The organism is Vibrio sp. qd031 (assembly GCF_002100145.1).
Classification (GTDB): domain Bacteria; phylum Pseudomonadota; class Gammaproteobacteria; order Enterobacterales; family Vibrionaceae; genus Vibrio.
This window is the reverse complement of sequence record NZ_JXQD01000025.1, coordinates 85,752-106,795: the sequence shown is the minus strand read 5'-3', so window position 1 is coordinate 106,795 and position 21,044 is coordinate 85,752. Positions and strand designations below refer to the sequence as shown.

The 21,044-nt window shown below is 42.7% G+C and carries 17 protein-coding genes; 2 read left to right on the top strand and 15 right to left on the bottom strand.

Features of this window, described 5'->3' with window-relative positions:
• Positions 1-27: 27 nt before the first annotated feature.
• From ST37_RS12435 to ST37_RS12410, 6 genes are all read right to left on the bottom strand, one after another.
• Entirely contained in the window at positions 28-2,166 is a 2,139-nt protein-coding gene (locus ST37_RS12435) for an alpha-galactosidase (protein WP_084886856.1), read from the bottom strand.
• Between the two features lie 120 nt (positions 2,167-2,286).
• Entirely contained in the window at positions 2,287-3,372 is a 1,086-nt protein-coding gene (ugpC, locus tag ST37_RS12430; protein WP_084886855.1) for a sn-glycerol-3-phosphate ABC transporter ATP-binding protein UgpC, read from the bottom strand.
• Between the two features lie 99 nt (positions 3,373-3,471).
• Complete coding sequence (locus ST37_RS12425) at positions 3,472-6,570, bottom strand: beta-galactosidase (protein ID WP_084886853.1); 3,099 nt, start codon at positions 6,568-6,570, stop codon at positions 3,472-3,474.
• 8 nt (positions 6,571-6,578) lie between these two features.
• Positions 6,579-7,391: a carbohydrate ABC transporter permease gene (locus ST37_RS12420; RefSeq protein WP_084886850.1), complete on the bottom strand. Its 813-nt coding sequence runs from the start codon at positions 7,389-7,391 to the stop codon at positions 6,579-6,581.
• A gap of 14 nt (positions 7,392-7,405) precedes the next feature.
• The gene (locus ST37_RS12415) at positions 7,406-8,335 is read right to left on the bottom strand and encodes a sugar ABC transporter permease (protein ID WP_242426300.1); all 930 of its coding nucleotides are present in this window, start codon (positions 8,333-8,335) and stop codon (positions 7,406-7,408) included.
• Between the two features lie 74 nt (positions 8,336-8,409).
• Complete coding sequence (locus ST37_RS12410) at positions 8,410-9,669, bottom strand: extracellular solute-binding protein (protein WP_084886848.1); 1,260 nt, start codon at positions 9,667-9,669, stop codon at positions 8,410-8,412.
• Positions 9,670-10,029: 360 nt separating this feature from the next.
• On the opposite strand from ST37_RS12410, the gene ST37_RS12405 reads away from it, so the two are divergent.
• Both ST37_RS12405 and ST37_RS12400 read left to right on the top strand, forming a co-directional pair.
• Positions 10,030-11,286, top strand: a complete 1,257-nt coding sequence (locus tag ST37_RS12405; protein WP_084886846.1) for an O-antigen ligase family protein — start codon at positions 10,030-10,032, stop codon at positions 11,284-11,286.
• Positions 11,287-11,300: 14 nt separating this feature from the next.
• Positions 11,301-12,386 (top strand): phosphatase PAP2 family protein, encoded by a 1,086-nt coding sequence (locus ST37_RS12400; RefSeq protein WP_084886844.1) that lies wholly within the window; start codon positions 11,301-11,303, stop codon positions 12,384-12,386.
• Positions 12,387-12,457: 71 nt separating this feature from the next.
• On the opposite strand, the gene ST37_RS12395 is transcribed toward ST37_RS12400, so the two are convergent.
• The 9 genes from ST37_RS12395 to ST37_RS12355 are packed head-to-tail and all read right to left on the bottom strand — an operon-like array spanning position 12,458 to position 21,037.
• A complete protein-coding gene (locus ST37_RS12395; RefSeq protein WP_084886842.1) occupies positions 12,458-13,090 on the bottom strand; it encodes an OmpA family protein in 633 nt (210 codons plus the stop codon).
• Between the two features lie 10 nt (positions 13,091-13,100).
• Positions 13,101-14,765 carry a TadE/TadG family type IV pilus assembly protein gene (locus ST37_RS12390; RefSeq protein WP_084886840.1) on the bottom strand — a complete coding sequence of 555 codons (1,665 nt, stop codon included), beginning with the start codon at positions 14,763-14,765 and terminating at the stop codon, positions 13,101-13,103.
• A gap of 12 nt (positions 14,766-14,777) precedes the next feature.
• The gene (tadF, locus tag ST37_RS12385) at positions 14,778-15,407 is read right to left on the bottom strand and encodes a tight adherence pilus pseudopilin TadF (RefSeq protein WP_172400995.1); all 630 of its coding nucleotides are present in this window, start codon (positions 15,405-15,407) and stop codon (positions 14,778-14,780) included.
• The gene (locus tag ST37_RS12380; protein ID WP_084886836.1) at positions 15,382-15,894 is read right to left on the bottom strand and encodes a TadE family protein; all 513 of its coding nucleotides are present in this window, start codon (positions 15,892-15,894) and stop codon (positions 15,382-15,384) included. Before ST37_RS12380 ends, tadF begins: the two co-directional genes overlap by 26 nt.
• The gene (locus ST37_RS12375; RefSeq protein ID WP_084886835.1) at positions 15,891-16,691 is read right to left on the bottom strand and encodes a hypothetical protein; all 801 of its coding nucleotides are present in this window, start codon (positions 16,689-16,691) and stop codon (positions 15,891-15,893) included. The genes ST37_RS12380 and ST37_RS12375 overlap by 4 nt, the downstream gene beginning before the upstream one ends.
• Positions 16,688-17,608, bottom strand: coding sequence for a type II secretion system F family protein (locus tag ST37_RS12370; protein WP_084886833.1), 921 nt, complete (start codon positions 17,606-17,608; stop codon positions 16,688-16,690). Before ST37_RS12370 ends, ST37_RS12375 begins: the two co-directional genes overlap by 4 nt.
• The gene (locus ST37_RS12365) at positions 17,608-18,531 is read right to left on the bottom strand and encodes a type II secretion system F family protein (protein ID WP_084886831.1); all 924 of its coding nucleotides are present in this window, start codon (positions 18,529-18,531) and stop codon (positions 17,608-17,610) included. Before ST37_RS12365 ends, ST37_RS12370 begins: the two co-directional genes overlap by 1 nt.
• Before the next feature lies 1 nt (position 18,532).
• Entirely contained in the window at positions 18,533-19,807 is a 1,275-nt protein-coding gene (locus ST37_RS12360; RefSeq protein ID WP_084886829.1) for a CpaF family protein, read from the bottom strand.
• Positions 19,808-19,816: 9 nt separating this feature from the next.
• A complete protein-coding gene (locus ST37_RS12355; protein WP_084886827.1) occupies positions 19,817-21,037 on the bottom strand; it encodes a type II secretion system protein Z in 1,221 nt (406 codons plus the stop codon).
• Positions 21,038-21,044: the final 7 nt, after the last annotated feature.

Sequence of the window (21,044 nt, the reverse complement as noted above, 5' to 3'; positions counted from 1 at the left end):
TGCGGAGTTTTTAATAGTAGTAGGTTGCTAAATCTCGACAATATGAAGCAGTAATGCAGTTTCTGGGTCTTGCAGAGGTAAGCTCAATCCAACTTGCTTGAGCAATGCACCAGAAAGTTCAACACTGCCGTTTTCATGCGATTGCATGCTCCAATCTGGATGACGTTTCATTAGGGCAGCGCTTTGCATTGGGAAGTCCACCAACTCGACGCGATAGATTTTGCTGTTGTCTAACCAATCGAACAAAATAGGCTGTGGCAACATGTAATTTGGCGCTTCAAGTTGCGCGACAACGACCAAACATTCCTGCTCTGACTTCACACCATAGGCGTGTCTCGCCGTATCATCACTGTCTAAGTAGAACCCTTTACCAGTATGAAGCAACGGCCTAAAGCGCTTGTGCATTGCAATGTATTTGGCAAATGCTTGCTTCTCTTCGGTACTCTCTTTCACAGGATCTAGCTCCACGCCCATATGACCGGTTAACGCAGTAAGCCCACGGAAATTCATGTCGTGTGTGCGTCGAGTAGTATGACTGTGCTTTGGTCCTACATGTGCTCCCATCACTTCTGGTGGGAAGAAGATACCGATCGATTTTTGAATGGTTTGACGCTCCAACGCGTCGTTACAATCTGATGTCCAGAATCGATGAGTTCGTTTTAAGATTTCATAGTCAATGCGTCCACCGCCGGACGAACAGCTTTCTATTTCGACCTCTGGGTTTGCCTCGCGTAACTTATCCAGCAGTGCGTATACCGCCTTCGTTTGACCATGAACGGCAGCGCGATCCTTGTGTGTTGCTTGCACCAGTTCTCGATTCATATCCCATTTGAAGTAGCCAATGTTATAGCTCTTAAGAATGGCGTCTAAATGCTCAAACAAGTAGTCAAAGCAGTCAGCAATCTGCAAGTTGAGTACATACTGGAATCGACCTGTCGGTTGCTCATAGTTTGGCGCTTTCAACACCCAATCCGGATGGGCACGGTATAGATCAGAATCTGGGTTGACCATTTCAGGCTCCACCCAAATGCCAAATTCCATTCCTAGATCATTCACGTGCTTGATCACAGGCTCAAGGCCATCAGGATATTTGGTGGTATCTAATACCCAATCCCCTAGTGCGGCCTTATCGTGGTCACGGCCTTTAAACCAACCATCGTCAATGATAAAGCGTTCAACACCAATGTCGGCTGCTTGAGTGGCCATTTCACAGATGTATTTAGGATCGTGTTCAAAATAAATGCCTTCCCAGGTATTTAAGTGAACAGGACGAATTTTGTTTGCATCAATTGGAGAGATCACTTCACGATAAAATTGATGGTTAATCTCTCTCAAGCCGTTAATGCCAGTTGATGAGTACGCCGTAAACAATGACGGTGTTTGATACGAATCGTTGGTCGATAGTTCAATTTCACCAGCCGTCAGCAGTTCACCCGCTTGGACGAACCGGCGACCATCGCTTTTCGCTTCACAGCGCCAACTATGGTTACCACTCCACCCTAGGTGGAAGCTCCAAACCTCTCCGGTTTGTTCCGTAAAGTGCTGCGTACCAACAAGACAACCTGGGAAGTACTCATGAGAGGTACGACCGCGTCTGTTTTCCTGAGTAAAGATACCGTGCTCAACCGATTGACGCTGTGGCTGCATCTCTTTCGCCCAGCGGCCACTGTATGATTCGATCTCTTTGGCTTGATAAGGCAAAGGCACCGTCAGAGAAAGACGATTTAACTGATAAGGCTCAGTATTAAGGTTGGTCAGTTTAATGCGCTTCTCAAGTACACCTGATTGATGCAATTGCAATTCGATAGAAAGCTCAAGTTTAGCGTTTTCATCCAAGCAGTTAATCGACAGCACATGCTGATTAAATTGGTGCGATTGATAGGTGAAAATTGGAGTACTATTTTGGCCCTGATGGTGCCCTTCAAGACCGGGCGAACCAAAGGTGCCACGACCAAACTCTGGACATAATGAAACAGGCACATCATGGTCAATTCGAGCCTGAGGAACACCGCGATCAATGCCAATGTCAAACCGTGTTAGCTGCTCTTCACCTAGCTGAGGCAAGCTTCGCCCCCAATAGACGATTTCTGGCGCTGGAGACAGCTTGAGTAAGAGTGTGTTTTGCTCACTGTTGAGCTGAATATGATTAGAAGAAGAAAAGTACATAGTCATTACTCGATAAACAGAAGAAAGTGAAAATGTTGATAATGAAGCACAACCGCATACATGGGCGTGCTTTTTAGAGAGAAAGAAACCCCCACACAAGGCGGGGGTTTGGGAAAGACCTTAAAGGTTTGTAATACACTGTTCGTTTAAGAATAGATGACAGTCGGAAATATCGAAGTTCAGCTCCACTTCGTCCCCACGTTTAATTTCCATGTCACCAGACACATGCACCTTAAAGTTATCGTATCCGCCAACTTGACCAAATAGATAGGTGCTGTTTCCTAAGCGCTCTACCGCATGAGTGGTAAAGTGCAGTGTGTGCTCGCCTTGTTTGTCGACCCACAAGTGCTCTGGACGAATACCTAACGTGATCTTGTCCCCTACTTTGACTTGATCAACATTCGCATCCAGAGTGAATGATTGCTTATCAGGCGTTTCGATAGTGACGCCGCGCTCAGTAACTTCCATCACATCGGATGGGAGGAAGTTCATTTTCGGTGAACCAATAAACCCTGCCACAAACTCATTTGCTGGACGGTTGTAGAGCTCTAGCGGTGAACCCACCTGCTCGATATTACCCAGACGCAGTACCACAATCTTATCGGCGAGCGTCATGGCTTCTACCTGATCGTGGGTTACGTACACCATGGTGTTTTTAAGTTCATTGTGCAGTGATGCGATTTGCAGACGCATATCAACACGCAGCTCTGCATCGAGGTTAGACAGAGGCTCATCGAACAAGAACACTTTCGGATCGCGGACAATGGCACGGCCAATCGCCACACGTTGACGTTGACCACCGGAAAGCTCTTTAGGCTTACGTTTCATTAACTCGCCAAGTTGAAGCGCGGTTGCTGCAGCTTCCACTTTCTTAGACACTTCAGCTTTGTCAACGCCATTCATGCGCAAGCTAAAGCCCATATTTTCTTCCACAGTCATGTGTGGGTACAGTGCGTAGGTTTGGAAAACCATGGCAATGCCACGCTCGGCAGGGTTAACGTGGTTGACCACTTCACCGTCAATTTCCAGTATACCGTCGGTGATCTCTTCTAGGCCCGCGATGAGACGTAGCAGTGTCGACTTACCACAGCCTGAAGGACCGACAAACACAACGAACTCGCCGCTTTTGATGTCTAAATCCACACCGTGAATGATCTCTGTTTTACCGTAAGACTTGACCAGATTGGTTAGTTTGATATCTGCCATGTTACTTTCCTTTTGGCCGCCTCGTAAGGCGGCTCACGTTTAATCGTTATTGTTTTTGCTTACTACTTAAAAGCTTGATTATAGGTCAGTGTAAACGTTTTACACGCCACTTAATTTGACCTGGTAGCGATATTTTTTATCTCGTAGCAAGAATTCTTCGTGCACACTTCGACTCCAAGAGTCGTCGCCACCAATCCCCATATGAAACCCATCTACACGCACAATCAGTTTAGGTTGCTTAACCAACTCGTTGATGTGCTGCGCTTCAATCAGGTTTTTCTGAGTGTACTGACTCACGCCCAAGTGGAAGTGACCATTAAGCTGCAAACTGCCAATGGTGGCTTGTTTCACATCGCAACGTAGGCCATTTTCCGTTGGGAAAACGTAATTAGTGTGCATCTGCTCAATGGTTTGAGTATGCAAGCCGACATAGGTCGACAAAATGCGGTCTGGATAGTTTTCGTGTGGCCCACGGCCGTAGAAAGTCACAGAGTCTGACTCTACTGGCAGCGCCAGCTCCATCCCAACACGAGGCAATTCTGGTAGCCCTTGCGCAAGCTCTACCGATACATCAACCAACACCTCACCGCTGACATCAACCGTATAGCTCCACGTGCTCACAATACGGACTTGCTCAAACGCCGAGTACGCAAACCGGACAACGACAGTTGCGGAGCTACCCGCAGGGACCACTTGCATGTCGATCAGAGAGCGCTCAAGTTTGTCGTAACCCGCTGAGCCCCAAATCGCTAACCATGTGTTCGGATCCATGTTGTCCGCTTCACTGGTTCCAATATCGTTATCTAGTGGTGCGCGGTAGAAGTTATCTACCGGTGCATCAATCAGCACAGGCTTATCATTGCGTGTCCAATTTGCAATAAGACCCGTTGACTTATCAAACGCCAATTCAAACGACTCACCACCGAACGTGGTATGAGTGCTGGTGACCGCGACGGTGAGTTCGCTCGCTTTAACACTCAAAGGCTGTACGATGATTTCCGTCGAAGCAGGTAATGCAAATTGCTGCTGTGCTACTTCAAAGCCTGCATCCGCCCAAGTCGTTGCCGATTTAAGTACCACATGAATATTCAAGAAGTACTCTTTCCCTGCTTTGGTGGCTGGTAAATCAGTGAGTAGCGTTTCAATTTGATAGCCCTGCGCTTCCACATTTAAGTCTAATGAGCCTGACTCTACCGCAACACCTTGCTCTACAATCGTCCAGTTAAGCTGATAATTGCTTGCGTGAGTAAATAAGTACTCACTTTGGATTTGCAGACGCAGAGGCTGCGCTTCTAATAGTTTAAACTGGAAGAACTGCTGCGCCTTTTTCGCCTCGAACACACTCGGATGTGGCGAGCGATCGGGTCCCATAAGACCATTGATGCAGAATTGACGGTCGTTAATAACGTCGCCAAAGTCGCCACCATAACCCCAGTAATGGTTGCCCTGCTCGTCGTATTTTGAAATACCTTGATCAACCCAATCCCAAATAAAGCCACCTTGAAGGCGTGGGTAACGTCGAAACGCATCCCAATACTCGTCAAAACTGCCTAAGCTGTTCCCCATAGCGTGAGCGTATTCACACATAATGAGAGGTCGAGTCTCATTAGGTTTCGAAATCCAACCTTTAATGCCCAAAAACACGTGTTCGGGCTGGCCTTCTGCTGGGAAAGCACTACCTTTATCAACACGAGGGTACATTGGGCAGATAATGTCGGTTGCCGCGGTTTCTGCACCGCCACCTTCATACTGCACAGGGCGAGATGGATCGCGTTGTTTCGTCCATTGATACATAGCATGGTGATTATTACCAATGCCCGACTCGTTACCCAACGACCAAATGATAATAGATGGGTGGTTTTTATCGCGCTCTACCATATGCGTCATACGAGCCATGTAGGCGGGTAGCCACGATACAGTGTTCGATAGGCGACACATTGGAATTTGGCCGTGTGTCTCTAGGTTTGCCTCATCAACCACATACAACCCGTATTCGTCGCATAACTCATACCATTGTGGATGGTTAGGATAGTGCGCACAACGAACAGCATTAAAGTTGTACTGTTTCAGCAGTTTAATGTCTTCTAGCATGTCGTCGCGATTGACTGCATGGCCTTTGGTTTGGTGATGCTCGTGACGGTTAGCGCCACGAATTAGCAAAGGTTGACCGTTTAGTTTTAGCTGCCCATCTTTGATTTCAACTTGGCGAAAGCCCACGTTGTATGATTCACATTCAATCACCTGGCCTGCGTCATCAAGCAAAGAAACCACGACGCGATACAAATTAGGCGTTTCGGCATTCCATTTTTTTGGTTCAACAACTGGGATGCTTACATGTACTTTATCTTGCCAGTACCCGCGCTCATCAACCAAGCGAGTGGCGGTATTTTGCTTCTCGGACTCAGCGACAACCGTATCACCATCGTACAAGGTAACCTGTACTTGATGCGTGTCAGACAGTGTGTTGAGCACCACTTCTGTTTTCAGCGTTGCGTCGCGATAACACGCATCTAATTCGGTGGTATTAAACACATCGGCAATATGGACTTGAGGCTTACTCAATAAGCTAACATCGCGGAAAATACCGCTTAGCCACCACATGTCTTGGTCTTCTAAATAAGAGCCATCCGACCAGCGGATCACCATCACCGTCAGTTGGTTATTGCCTTCACGCACGTGCTCACTTAAGTCAAATTCGCTTGGCAGACGACTGTCTTGTGCATACCCGACCCATTCGCCATTACACCAAAGGTGCATCGCAGAGTTCACACCATCGAAAATTATGCGTGTTTGCTGCTTGCTCCAGCCTTCAGCCAGGGTGAATTCCGTTCGATACACTCCTGTTGGATTTTCCGCAGGAACAACCGGCGGCGTATCGGCAAATGGGTACTTAACATTGGTGTAGATGGCTTTATCATAGCCCTCCATCTGCCAATTGCTTGGTACAACAATGTTATCCCAATCTGAGTCTGATAACTCTGGCGTTATAACGTCGGCGGGAACGCATTCCGGCTTATCGAACAACTTAAACTTCCAATCGCCGTTAAGCGAAACGTAGTTGTCTGAGCCTTGTTTTAAAATGGCTTGCTCAGCATCTTTATAGCTGCGAAGCGGTGCATGCGCAGGGTATTGATTGGCAGCAATCACTTGCTCGTTTTCCCAATCTCGCGCCTCAATGATTTGTTGAAATGATTTCATAACGCCCCCTACTTCACGGAACCAGTTAGGCCAGCAACAAATTGCTTCTGCATGGCAAAGAACACGGCCAACGTTGGAATTGTCGCCATTACTGTAGCTACCATGATCACACCGTAATCTGGGAAGTACGAACTCGACAGTGATGAAAGCACCAAGTTAATGGTTTTTTGCTCTGGCGATTGCAAGGCAATTAATGGCCATAGGAAGTTATTCCAAGCGGTCATAAATACGATGATAAATGCCGCAGCATAGGTAGATTTCATGACTGGCATATAGATGAAGAAGAAGATTCTCCACTCGCTCACGCCATCAACACGCGCTGCATCGACAAGTTCTCTTGGGAACGCTTTGGTCGACTGACGGAAGTAGAACACGATGAACGCTGATGCCACAGTTGGCAAGATGACAGAAGCGTGTGTATCGAGCAAACCTGCTTTAGCCATCATTGTGAACAGTGGGATCATCAGTGCTGCAAACGGGATCATCATAGTCAGTAGCAGACCATTGTAGACCGTATCACGACGCTTGCTCTTATAGATTTCGAAACCGTAGCCCGCCATAGATGAGATAAGCAGCGTACAGATACTGCTGATAATGGCAATTTTGGCGGTATTGTAGAAAATGCGTGTAAGATCTACTTGCTCGTTTAATTTCGCAAAGTTTTCGAAAAGCGCACTGCCAAATGTCCATTTGCCAATGGTTACGTCCGCACTTAGGTTTGTGGCAGACACGACCATCCAGTAAAAAGGGAACAGAGAGACAAAGGCTGCCACACTTAAGAAAAAGTACATACCGTACTTGGAGATTTTGTATTTATTCATTTTATTTCCCTTCTCTACTTATCTTTAGCAATTTTGAACTGCAAGATTGCAAGAATAGCGGCGAAGAATACGATGACGTACGACACAGTCGCAGCGTATCCGAAGTTTGGAACAAACTTGAACGACAAGTTGTAGATGTATAGCGACAGCGTGAGCGTTTCGTTTGCCGGCCCACCTTGGGTCATGTTCATCACTTCATCGAATACCTGTAAGGTACCAATAGTGGACATGATTGACGTAAACAGAATCGTTGGCTTTAGCAAAGGCACAGTGATAAAGAAGAACTGACGCACTGGGCTCACACCTTCAATTTTCGCCGCTTCGTAAATCGACTTATCGATGTTTTGCATCGCTGAGAGATAGAAAATCATGTTGTAACCCGTCCAGCGCCAAGTGATGGCAATGATGATCATCACTTTGGCCCAGAATGGATCCGTCATCCAAGGGATAGCAGACTCAATAATTCCTAACCACAGAAGGGTTGAGTTGATGACACCGTCGAGTGCGAACATACTCTTGAACAGAATAGAATAGGCAACCAGAGAGGTCACACATGGTAAAAATATCGCAAGACGGAAGAAGCCACGGAACTTGAGGTTCGGCTGATTAAGGCACGATGACAAGATCAATGACAAAAGAATCATAATTGGCACTTGCACGATCAAAAAGATGAACGTGTTACTCAGTGCTTTAAGGAAAACCGGATCGTTGAACAGACGCTCGACGTTACGAAGTCCTACAAACTTGGTCACTACCCCTTTACCAGAGTGAAGCGACATCCATAGCGACTCTGCTATTGGATAAAGTAGGAATAGGGCTATCAAAATGACAGCAGGAAGAACAAAGCTCCAACCGTTTATATCATAAAAACGATGGAAGCTTCTCGATTTGGGTGGAGTTTTCTTTTGCATAGAAGTACCCACAGTATCAACACGACCGTTCATAAGCATACCAAAAAAAGGAGAAAAACCTCGGCCCGGTGAGGGCCGAGTAAAATAACAGGAAAGACTATTAATTATTATTCAAGGCTGTATTTAAGCTCTTGGTGAACAACGTTTAGTAGCGGCTCTACTTCCGCACCGTTCATGATAGCTGGAAGCTGCGCTGCAAGTGCTGCATCGACTTCATAAGTGTATAGGCCGTAGTTTACAGATGGAATATCTGCAGCCCACTTAGAGAAATCAGCAAAAACTTTTTGACCACCAAAGAACTCTTGCTCTTCAGCGTAGCCTGGCGAGTTCGCAGACTCAACGTAAGAACCTACCGCGCCGCGCTCTTGCAGGATTTCGTCGTAGAAACCAGGGTTATCGGTGTAGGTCTCTTTTAAGAACGAGATCGCTTCGTCTTTGTTTTTCGACGAGCTCAGTACGTACCAGCTAGAACCACCAAGGTTAGACGCGTTGCGAGAACCTTCGATGCTTAGGCGAGGTGTTGGAGCTACTGCCCACTTACCCGCTTGATCTGGAGCGGCTTTAACAGAACCTGTGATCCAAACACCGGTCGTGATGGTTGCAGCACGGCCACTGTTAATAGCACCTACCCACTCACCCCAACCAGAGTTTGGACGAGTAATACCTGACGTAAATAGCTCTGCGTAAGTGTCTAGAGACTCAGCCAGTGCTTTGTTGCCTTGAATGTTCAAAGAACCGTCTTCGTTAAAGTACCAAGAACCCGCAGATTGAAGCATTACACGAACAAGACCCATGTCTGATGGATCGTAAACCGCGAATGAAACGCCTGTTTTCTCTTTAACAACTTTACCGATTTCGATGAAACGGTCCCAAGTGATGTTTTCTAGGTCAGCCGCTGAAAAACCCGCTTCCGCTAGGATGTCTGTACGGTAATAAAAACCTGTAGCACCAGTATCGAATGGTACGCTGTACACTTCTCCACCAACTGTAGCCGTATCAACCTTGTACGGGGCAAATTGAGAGTGGTCTAATTTGCCAGTTAGCGGTTCAAAAGCGCCTGGGTAAGAAAGAAGATATTTCTGGGCATTGTAATCTTCTATAAGTACAATGTCCGGTAATTCAGAGGTTTGGCCTGACGCTAACATGATGTGCAGTTTCTGCTCGATGTCTGCTTTCGCAGATTCAATCACTTGGATGTCAGTACCAGAATGGTTTGCTTCAAACTGTTGAGCCGCTTTCTCCATGATGGCTACGTTAAAGTTTGGATCCCATGCCCATACCTTAACTTCACCAGCGAACGCAGTATTCCCTAGGCAAGCTAGTGTAACCGCAGAAGCAACTAATCCTTTTACCATTTGTTTCTTCATATTTATTATCTCTTTTTATTGTTGGGGTAAGTTCGTCTCTCGTGGAAACGTTTACACGGCAAAATTTAGCAGTTTAAAAGAGAAAAAGAGTCGATCTAGGGCACAGTTTTGTACTGATAGCGGGGATTTTTGGGGAAATCGTTGGAGAACGTGATCTGGGTAGCGAAAGGTGAGATTAATGATAAGTTGAAACGGTTACACAAGATTGTTTCGTTTTATTACTCACAACCCTGACAAATTTATGAACTGTCCGATGTTTATTGCAACTTAATGCAGGTACCAATTGACCCCCCCTAACTTCAACTTTATTATTTAATATAAATATTCAATTCTACGTACTTGTGGAATAGCACCTTAAAAATGGATTTTGTTGTGCCCTTTTTACGTTCAATCTCCCCAGTAAGCGCTAGCTTATTCACTATATTTTTTGTTACTTTCCACACACCTTTCTATGGTTCGTTCGCAGTATTTTTTATTGAATTACTGATGATTAACCATTTACTTAAACATCTCAATTATAAAAATAGCCTATGCCTCGTACCCAAGGCGGTTAAAGTTCCCTTGGTCATGTTCTTCATCAGCTTGTGTATTGGGTTGTTTGGTGTATATCTGGAGCCTGTCGATGATGGACACTTCATTGCGGCCCTATACAGAAGTCTCTTCATTGTCATGCACTTCGCTTATGGCTTCGTACTGTATCTGCACTTACGCATTACCAACACAGCGATAGACATAACCACTCCAATAGCGCTAGCAACTTGCCTAGCCATCCTTTTTAGCCTAGTTTCGTATTGGACACCAAGTCTTAATGCAGCATTGGCACAAGGGGACTTTTTCTTTAGTGCGAATCGCAGATATCAAGGATATTTGGTTCTCTTCAGCACAATCAGTTTGACAATCACGTTACTCACAACAAATGCAAAGAAACACACATATTTACTGACGGCGCTCTCTTTTGGTTACATGATATGGCTTGGTGGGCGAGGTACATTTGTTGCTTATTTTGTAACGCTATGTCTTGCTCTATTTTTATTATTAAGTAAACAAGAGCTGTCCTTAAGAGAAGTATTGCGACTTATTAGCGTATTAGTTGCAAGCACCATTGCCTCTATTCCATTTAGTATTTTCACGTGGAATGGTCTCGTAAGGTTTGCTAAAAAAAGTGAGTCTGTTGAAGCAATGAGTTCCGGGGCATTTCAAGCACGTGTAAGTTTATGGCATGAAGCAATACAGAATTTCACCCAAAAGCCTCTATTTGGCTATGGTGCGGAGGGGCATTTTTTCAACACTGACATAGGTTACTTGCAGCCACACAACCTTTTGCTGCAATGGTTAATTGAATTTGGTCTGTTCGCCACAATTGCCCTGATAGCCCTGCTTGCAATTCTAAGCTTGCAAGTGTTACTTACTCATACTTTCAAATCTGAGTTTTCGTCACTACCTCTATTTTGCGGCTTTATTGCCTTACTAATACAAGGCACAGTCGACGGTAATTTTTATCATGGGGCCCCGTTAATGTTATTCTTTTCAATCTGTGCGTCACTCACTGCGATGACGACACAACCTTTGAGTGAGCATTCAAAAATGGCGCTCGCAACAGCGAAGATAAAGAGTTAGTGAGCAGCCAATCAATGTTAAAACTTCACAGCCTATTAAAAAGAACGAAAGAAACAGTCGCTCGGGATACTGCATTTTATATTGCGGCAGCCATTTCCGTAATATTGACTGTCATTTATTTTTCATACCTTGGTTTATTAGACCAACTGAACCTAACTATGTATGGCATATTCATGTCATCTCAGCTTGATTTCTCTATCAGGTTCTTGCTCCTTTTCTATTTATTTCATGTACTTAAAGTCGGCGGCAAAAGTCCCATGAAGGTCGTTAGCTCAGACTTAAAACATTTACTAACAAAACCTGAAACATGGCTGGGTGTACTATTTTTCATTGTTATTTCGTCTATAGTTTTCTCGGCTTATACCAATACTAAAACCACAATTGGAGTTACCTACCCTTTCATATATGACAGGTCATTTTATGATCTAGACAAACTAATTCATGGTGGTATTTCACCATGGAAGATCACTCACAATATATTCTCTGGTCCTACTGTTACTTTCATTATAAACCTTCTCTACAATATTTGGTTCTTTCTTGTATTTTTAACATACCTGCTGGTTTACTTTCGTAACGATCATTTCCGCAAGCAATTTCTAGTGACTTATATCGTTACGTGGATGTTTACCGGAGGGCTTTTAGCGGTCATTTTTTCTTCAGCTGGACCATGTTTTGTAGCAAACGAATTGGGAGTCGATTGGTATGGATCCCTTTTTCACAAGTTAGGTGAACACCAAAATTGGCTACTAGAAAATTACGGTATTGATTTATGGGCCCTTACTACACAGCAAAACCTGTGGAATAGCCATGTGGCTGAAGCATCAACTCTCGGGGCTGGAGTTTCGGCGATGCCGAGTATGCATGTCGCAACAACAACAGTGATGGCTTTAGGTGCTAGAGCGCATAGTCGTGCCCTTGGCTATATCGGTTATACCTACCTAGCGGCGATTCAAATTGGGTCCGTTCACTTAGGTTGGCACTATGCGGTAGATGGTTACGCTAGTATTTTGATTACTTTGTTGCTTTGGAAGCTTGTGGGAAAGCTATTAACGTCTAACAACGAGCAAAAGAGTAAAACATTGCAAGCTGAGTCAGTATAGACTTCTGAAAAAAAAGGAAGAATAGCACACAGAATCTGTTACAACCTCTATTCTTCCTACTCCTTTGTAAACTAGTCATAAATTGACAGGTCAACTCGACGGTTTTTCGCTCGCCCTTCGTTAACGTCATTATTTGCAATGGGATCACTTTCACCTAGACTACTAATAGTAAGGTCTCCAGCTTCGGCTCCCAACGTAAGTAAATGGTTCTCAACAGCTTTGGCTCGACTCAACCCTAGCCTCATATTGTATGACTCATCCCCTAAGCTGTCCGTGTGACCTTCAATCAATAAACTCGTACTGCCTAATTTTAGGTCATTTTCTAATTGGTCCAATATATATAACGACTCCTTTGTTAAAGAAGAGCGGTCAAACTCAAAATACACACGAGCAATTAACTCCCCTTCGGAATAAGTAGCAAACCCTGCTTGAGATATAAGATACTCTTTACAAGCACTTGGTAAATCGACTTTATCCAACTCGCTTCGCAAATAATTTTTAGCTAAGCTTAGGTCACTTTCAGTACTGAGTAACATAAATGGGCCATCGTGCACTTGAACACTTTTTATCTCTCCCATTGTCACCTGATACTGGGAGTTTACACTTCCTTGAGAGCAGTAATAGGTTATCTCATCCTGGGCTGCATAACTGGCTTGACTTGCACTCATAATAACTGCTCCGGCCAGCAACTTAATTACATTCATTATTAATCCTTTACCTTAAATGACCGACTTCTTCACTAATTAACTCCAAAATAGTGGATAGTATTTCGTCACTATTTTGTGCCAAATAAACATTCTCAGAGCCAGCACAAGTCGTTAGTGCTAAGTTTCCGCTCAACTCATAATCAAATCCAATAACAAATATGCTTGATTCGACTTGCAAATCTACAGCGGTGCTATTCCCCAAATCCACATTAAATGTATCTTGGTCTAAGGCAGTCTTAATTGCATCGCACATCGAGTATTGATTGCCATAGAGAGTCGATGAAATGGTGCCTAAGTTTGAGGTCCCAGACGTTATATACGGGTTTTTGTGCTGGTCAACACCATCAGATAACACTATGATTAACTTCCGTGGGTTACTACCTTTTGCTGCAATTTGCGCACCGCGAATAATGCCTTGGTGGGAGGCGGTAGCCCAGTTTGGTAAAAAGGAAGCCACTTTATTATTGATAGTAGAAAATTCAGAAGTAAGGTCGACGTCATGGAAGGTCGCGTCTTCGAATCCGCGTTCGTAGTCGGTAATCCTGCTTAAATTCAGACATTCAGACACTATAATTTCGAAGACTGTATTTTCGCTCTGTTGCTCCCAAACGTTCTGATTTGACTTATACCTATATCTGCTTACTTTCCCATCAGCATCTTTCGTATACTTATAGATTTTGCCGCCTTCTTTCGATGTTACATAAACTCTACCGTTTACATCATCGGCAACCTTGGTAATTTCTCCGTTGTTATTACTTTCGTCACTTCGTAGGCGTATTTCCGGGTCACTCGTTGCATCCTCGATAACATACACTATTTTGTCATAGTAGGGGATTCGTTTACGATTAAGAGCCAGTTCTCCGTTACGTAGGTTAGCGGCTGTGATTGTGCCAGTGTAATCTATGCTTCTTGCTGTCACGTCTTCGTTCTGATTGAGTGTATAGTTTAGATGCAGCATTTCCATGTAACAGTTATTGTCCGAACTATCCGTTACATTAGGAAAGCTATTGAAACCTGTAATGGCAATTGTACTGTCTTGTGCAACACTAACCTCATTGGCATCGTCAATTTTTTCGGTAACCTTAGAGATAACATCGTAAACTTGTTCGTACTTCGGCGTATTATTCCAATTGTCTAACATTGAACCTGAATAATCCGCAACCAGTACCACATCTACAGGGAGTCCCTGATACTTTTCCGAAATTCCTGTGGCACCAACAGTATATTCAGAGTCACCACCCGCCATAAGATTTGGATAAAGTACGTTGTGGTTACTGCTTGCATACACTTGATATTGATAATAGCTCTGCTCTCCATTCGCTAAGCCAGCTTTACAAGCAACTATTTCATCGCAACTTAACTTTTCAACTTTGACCCAATCAACTTCATTGGCATTGCCCATATATTGCTCAATGTAAGTCTTTGCTACCGCAATGCTGTCGTCACTACCTAAAAAGTCGGCAGGGGCTTCACCTTCTGCATACACTGGCCAGTTTGGATCGTCTAATGCTGAGACAGCTAAACTTGCAACCTCTAAAGCGTCATTCATTCGAGCCTTATTTTGAATCATTAAGGCTCCATCAGTCCCCAAACTGTAAATACCAAACAGTGGCGGAACTAATAGAATGAAAAAGAGTGCTGCCACACCTTTTTGCTTCTTAAATTTATGCATAAAGTTTCCTTACTATCGTCCTACCATGACAGAGCTAGAGGTAACGTGAGTAAAGCCATTCCCCAGTACGCCTGCTACATAATTTTCCGTTTCGTAGCATACTGAAACTCGGTACAAATTGGCGTTGCGTCCCCAGCTAGTTTTGATTCTTAAGCTTGGCTCTAACTCTTGCAACCTTTGAGATAAGTTGCACTCAATTTGCCCACGATTAAAGGTCGTTACATTATCTATCGTCGTCGTCCCATCAGCGTTAACTGTATAGTTCTGCGCTTCTAAAATCATACCTAAATTAGCCACATCAAAGTCTCCCATGGTTCTATCCATAGAGTCTTTACTAATTGAGTAGACTAAATCTGCATCTTCATCTGTCATTACTTTTAAATCATAATAACCATCCGATACTTGATTGCCATCTACCCATTTAAACTTTTCTCGCTCTTGAAAGAACTGTGTCCGTTCTTTAAGTATCGAAACTGCAGAATAAGACAACCTATCGAGCTTACCCTTGGTTGAAACCTTAAACATTACGTCCATGGTAAATAAAAATAGCGTGGCTAAAACGGGTAGCATTATTGCAAACTCTACTAGAAATGCGCCCCGCTGTGTGCTTTTAGTTTTAAAATACAAATTGATCCCTTTCATATTCTTGTACCACGATAATTTCTCTAGCTGTCGCCCATCGATTATTAAAAAATCGACTGAATACTCCGTCAAACTCATAACTCATGTAATAAACAGCAAGTGCACTTCCTGAAGCAGAACTACCACATGTTTCAGTAAATGTTTTATAAACACCATTTTCGTCGAGTTCTGGCAAACATTTCTCACTAGATTGAGACAATTCTGTCAGTCCTTTTTTATAAGTAACCGTATAAATAACTTTAGATGGATCGATAAAACCACTCCAAATACTGTCATTTTCTTTAAGAACATTACCGTAGGTAGTTAAATAGTCTTGAGAGTTCTTTTTTGCGGTTAACGCAGCTTCATTTATGGCTAAATCATTGATTGAGGTTACGTATGAGACATACGCCACCTCTAACCAAGCGACAATCATTAACCAGAAAATTAGAAAGCCTGTAGCAAATTCTAGCGTTACTACACCGCTTTGTGACTTTCTCTTAATCATAGCGAGACCTCCAACTCTGGCTTAGCGCCATTTAGTCTGTCCCCTTCTTTCTTACCAGAATGGGATTCGACAGACTTAAGTGCATAGAATGCTTGTTGTAGCTCTTCCACAGAAACACCAGAATCAAAGTGAAGCGCAGTGAAAGATTCAAAATTATCAGTTTTAGCATAAACTAAGGCAAGATTAGAAATAACCTGCTCATCCCTAATCCCATTAACTATTAATGGCTCCAATCTATATGCTGCCTGTTGATAATTACCTTCTAATATATCAACAACAGCAAGATTATTTTTAATCTTCACATCGTCGGCAAGATGCTGCCTAGCCAAATAGAAGTAATGCTTAGCCTGTTCATAGTCACCTAGCGTGGCATAGATTAGGCCTAGTAAATTTTCTGCCTGCTCAAAATTACCGCGCCTTTCAATCGCAGACTTAGCATATATAGCGGCTGTTCCATAATAAGACTTTTCATAGTTTACTTGTGCATACAAATAATCAATCTGACTTTGATAGTTAGACGATGAGCCAAGCATATTTAGAGAAAACTCTGCCGACTCTATATCATTCATAGCTATGTATGTTTCTATAAGTTTCAATCGAGTGTCAATAAGGTCGTTTTCTATTAATCTTTCTTTATATAGATTAACAAGCTTAGTATATTCGTAAGTATTTTTATACACTTCCTCTTGTCTATCGTAAGAGAGCTCACTAATCTGATTATCCGTTGAAACGGTAGAGGTACAGGCAATAGAACATACTGCAAGCGCGTAAGTGATTATTAATTTATAAAGACTCATCCCATTAACCTCATGATTCCTGGCGCTGTGATTAATATAACTATCGGGATCATAATAAATAAGATAAGAGGAATAGACATTTTCGCCGACAGGGAACCAATTCGTTCTTCAAGTGTTAACATTTGTACCTCTCGAATATCCATGGCTAAATTTGTTAATACTTGTGATATTGACGACCCGTATTGCAAGCTCTGATTGAGCGTCATCACAAAGCTTCTAAACTCTGGCGTAGGTACTCTTTTGTATAGATCTTCGAGCGCACCCTCTAGTCCAATTACACGGGCTTTGTCTGATGTTTTCGCTAATATTGCTGCAATATCTTCATCAAACCCCTTCATCTCTTGTGCTAGGTAAGAGATGGATGCTTCTATCGTCATTCCAGTTTGAACACATATCCCCATCATATCGATTAGGTAAGGCAGTTGATCTGATAGCTTTTTTTGCATTGATTTTATTCTAGAGTCTACGTAAAAATCTGGGCCTAGTAATATCACAACGACTAAAATGAGCCCCGTTACAACAGCCTGTTGCAGCGTAAGACCCAACCAACCCTTTGCTAAGTAGACACCCAGAACGGAAAACAACAACAATCCATACTTTATGGGTATATAAAGTTTATAAAAATTATCACTATATATACCTGCAGAGCCAAGCTTCTCTTTGATTTCTTCATCTGAAGTTGACAAAACTCGACTCAGGTATTCATTAATTGAAACTATTAGATCTAAACCCTTTTCAGAACTCTTCGACTCTTCAGCTTTTTGCATGCCATATTTTGATAGTGTTCTCTTTCTTTTCGACTCATTTAAAGCTGAATAAACAAACGTGGCGATACCAATGATAACGAGCCATGCAGACACTATAATAACTAAATATATTATCGGTAAGCTATCAATGAAAAGGATAATACGTTCCATTACGTCGCATTCCTCATTAGTTTCCAAATTATGACCATACCAATAAATTCACTAATCAGCATGTAATATAGAATTGGCCGACCTCTGTCATTAAACATGACGAACTCGTAGTTTTCAGAACTCATGAACTGCATGAATATCAAAAAGAGAAAAGGAATTGAGCCTACGATTTTTGCAGACATTCGCGCTTCAGAAGTTAACGCGTACTTTTTCTTTTCAATCGCTCTAGCGTCGAACATGACTCTATTAATTCGATTTATCACATCTTTCAATTGACCACCGCGACTTATATTTGCTCGCAATGTAATGATAAAAAATTGAAATGAGGCATAAGGTAAACGATCGCAAGCTTTCCGGAAGACTTCATCTGGCGTCTCGCCAATTCGAAGTCTTTCATACATTAAATTAAACTCTTTGCCTACGTTTCCCTCAAGATTTTTACCTACGTATCCTATCGCATGCATAATACTTTCACCTGCAGATACAGCACTAGCTAGCATATTTAGAGCGTCAGGAAAAGATTCCTCGAATTGTTTTTCTTCGCGCTTCTGTAGCCATAAAAAGCCATAGGTCAACCCTAATATCTCAACTATTATTATGATTATAATAGGAGATACTCTTAAAAAGCTGTCATTGATAAGCTGTGCTACAATTGCCAACACGACAATCGCAACAGTCACTTTAACTAGGGCGAAATTTCCTATTTGTTTATTGATATTAGCAAAACGACTTTTGATTTTTTGCCATCGGGATTTTTCTGTCAGTGCTAATAAATCAACAGCTTGGTTTGCGTGGGCAAGACTGCTGACATGACGTGTGGCATTAGTCGTTTTTAAGTATTTATATTTAGAGTGTTTACGCTGTTGTGCTATTTGAAAAACAACAACACCCGTTCCTACTACTATTAGCCACAAATACCACATTCTATTGCCCCTTATAAAACAACGAATCCAACTGTTTTTCCAGCCCAAAAAACTTTGCTTTTTCAACTAGCGCGGAGCGTTGCATCAATCCAGCTGTTAAAAACTCTCCATTTACGACACTAGGATTGTCGGAAGAACGTGGTTCAAAGCGAAATATCTCTTCCATAACGACATTAGAACCCTCCAATCCAACCACTTCAGTAATACTCATTACCTTACGACTTCCATCGTGTAAGCGACTAATTTGCACAATTATATCAACGGCACTCACGATGGTCCGACGAATAGCCTCTAAAGGTAGGTTGCTTGTCGCCATCATAACCATCGATTCGACACGGGCAAGCGCATCCCTAGGGGTGTTTGCGTGGAGTGTGGACATTGAACCGTCATGACCTGTATTCATAGCCTGGAGCATTTCAAATGCTTCACTACCACGACACTCACCAATAATAATTCTATCAGGGCGCATACGCAGCGCATTTATCACCAAATCTCGCTGGTGAATTTCGCCTGTATTTTCTATACCAGCTTTCCTAGTTTCCAATCGAACTACGTGAGGTTGTTGCATTTTAAGTTCTGCCGCGTCCTCTATGGTGACAATTCGTTCTCCATTCGATATGTGTCTAGACAGTGCATTCAACATGGTCGTTTTACCTGAACCAGTACCGCCAGAGATCAAAATATTGAGCCGACAACGTGAAGCAATAGCGAGCAGTTGAGCCATTTCATTACTCATAGCGCCAAATCCAGTCAACTCTTCTAGTCCAATGCTTTGCTTTTTAAACTTTCGAATTGAAATTGAAGTACCGTCTATCGCAATCGGTGGGATTACAATATTGACTCGGCTGCCATCGGCCAGTCTCGCATCACATAGTGGAGAAGACTCATCGACCCGCCTGCCCACGCGTGACGCCATTCGCTTGGCAATATCGACTAATTGCTTTTCATCGACAAAATTTACTTCCGCTATCTCTACCTTGCCGTTGCGCTCAATATATACTTGTTCGCTACCATTAATCATAATATCGGATATAGACTCATCGTCCATAAGTTGTTGTAACGGGCCTAAGCCCTGCAACTCATCGACTAAACTCTTAACGAAATCTTGCTTAATGATATTTGGTAATGCTAGCTGTTGTTGCTCGATCACGACCTCGATCGCATTCAATAGCTGCTTAGAGAGTTCATCACCTGTCAGTTGATTAATTACTTCAGGCTCAATTGCTTTGAAAATTTGATCTCGAATTCCGCGATAGATCTCTTTTGCACCTTCCATAAAACAACCTTAACCAAATGAAAAAAAGCGTTTTTTCTTTTCTTCACCTAATATTAAAGCGCTCAGTTGACGTATTGCTTTACTAGCTTTGTTGTTTTGATTAATCAATTTTTTACCAGATAGAATTTGCTGATCTAGTTTTTTCACAAATGGAACCTCAATATCGACTTTGCAGTTCAAAAACTTTTCGATATCTTCTAAGTTTATCGACGCATTGGCTTCAGGCTGATTATGATTGAGAACAGTTAAAATTCGTTTACTACTTCCTTCGTCGATAGCTGAATCTAATTTCTTTTTAATCTTAGCAGCGTCTCTAAGTGCCGCAACTGTGGCAGAAAACACCAAAATAATACAATCCGATATTTCAACTAGATCCTGATTTGAGTAGATCATTGATGCATTCGAAGATATATCTTCGAACACAAAATTACTGCCTTGTGAGACATAGCCTGCAACTGTCTTGGTATAGTCCTTTAGATCTGTATTTTCAATATCACTAGAAGTCAGAGATAGAACGGATAGGGTTGGATGTTGTTTTCGTAGCAAGGCTTGGGCAGAGGTCTCATCTAGATTAACTGCCATCGAACCTGGCCTGATGTCCCTCTTTTCAAATTTTTCGTAACCCAGCATAATATCGATATTGCCGCCTTGATACGCATTATCCACAACAACACTAGACATGTTTTTTTCTAGTGCAAATAGACTTGCTGTTTCGGCACAAAGTAATGTAGTTCCGACACCACCTTTACAGCCTATAAAAGAAATTTGTTTAGCTTTTCTAGACTTACTGATGCCAGCTGAGCGCTGTCTATTCTCTTTAACTGACTTTAAAAAATCTATCAACTCTTGTTTAGTTACTGGCCAAAAAAGATAGTAGAATCCTAGAGCCTTTAGGTTACGAATAGTACTAATAGAGTCTTCTTTACCTATAATCACCACCGAAGCACTATTCGGTATATGGTGGCTATACTTTTCAGCATCAGCAGAGACATCGTTCGACTCATTGAGCTCAATAGCAATAACTTCAATCGCTTCTGGATTCGAAAATTGTTTAAATGATTCTTTTTTTAGCTCTATAAAACGAGGTGGGATTTCACCTTCAAAGTTACTCGCTTCAGTAATCAATTCTTTGCATTCGGTAGTCTGGAAAAGGCAAACAAAGCCCTTCTGCTCTTTAATTGCATTACCAGAGCTTGTTTCCTGTTTTAATATGGAGGCTAGATCGAGCATGCGAATT

Coding starts and splice junctions, on each gene's coding strand:
- ST37_RS12435 (WP_084886856.1), bottom strand. CDS start 2,166: ATGTACTTTTCTTCTTCTAATCATATTCAGCTCAACAGTGAGCAAAAC.
- ugpC (WP_084886855.1), bottom strand. CDS start 3,372: ATGGCAGATATCAAACTAACCAATCTGGTCAAGTCTTACGGTAAAACA.
- ST37_RS12425 (WP_084886853.1), bottom strand. CDS start 6,570: ATGAAATCATTTCAACAAATCATTGAGGCGCGAGATTGGGAAAACGAG.
- ST37_RS12420 (WP_084886850.1), bottom strand. CDS start 7,391: ATGAATAAATACAAAATCTCCAAGTACGGTATGTACTTTTTCTTAAGT.
- ST37_RS12415 (WP_242426300.1), bottom strand. CDS start 8,335: ATGAACGGTCGTGTTGATACTGTGGGTACTTCTATGCAAAAGAAAACT.
- ST37_RS12410 (WP_084886848.1), bottom strand. CDS start 9,669: ATGAAGAAACAAATGGTAAAAGGATTAGTTGCTTCTGCGGTTACACTA.
- ST37_RS12405 (WP_084886846.1), top strand. CDS start 10,030: ATGGATTTTGTTGTGCCCTTTTTACGTTCAATCTCCCCAGTAAGCGCT.
- ST37_RS12400 (WP_084886844.1), top strand. CDS start 11,301: ATGTTAAAACTTCACAGCCTATTAAAAAGAACGAAAGAAACAGTCGCT.
- ST37_RS12395 (WP_084886842.1), bottom strand. CDS start 13,090: ATGAATGTAATTAAGTTGCTGGCCGGAGCAGTTATTATGAGTGCAAGT.
- ST37_RS12390 (WP_084886840.1), bottom strand. CDS start 14,765: ATGCATAAATTTAAGAAGCAAAAAGGTGTGGCAGCACTCTTTTTCATT.
- tadF (WP_172400995.1), bottom strand. CDS start 15,407: ATGAAAGGGATCAATTTGTATTTTAAAACTAAAAGCACACAGCGGGGC.
- ST37_RS12380 (WP_084886836.1), bottom strand. CDS start 15,894: ATGATTAAGAGAAAGTCACAAAGCGGTGTAGTAACGCTAGAATTTGCT.
- ST37_RS12375 (WP_084886835.1), bottom strand. CDS start 16,691: ATGAGTCTTTATAAATTAATAATCACTTACGCGCTTGCAGTATGTTCT.
- ST37_RS12370 (WP_084886833.1), bottom strand. CDS start 17,608: ATGGAACGTATTATCCTTTTCATTGATAGCTTACCGATAATATATTTA.
- ST37_RS12365 (WP_084886831.1), bottom strand. CDS start 18,531: ATGTGGTATTTGTGGCTAATAGTAGTAGGAACGGGTGTTGTTGTTTTT.
- ST37_RS12360 (WP_084886829.1), bottom strand. CDS start 19,807: ATGGAAGGTGCAAAAGAGATCTATCGCGGAATTCGAGATCAAATTTTC.
- ST37_RS12355 (WP_084886827.1), bottom strand. CDS start 21,037: ATGCTCGATCTAGCCTCCATATTAAAACAGGAAACAAGCTCTGGTAAT.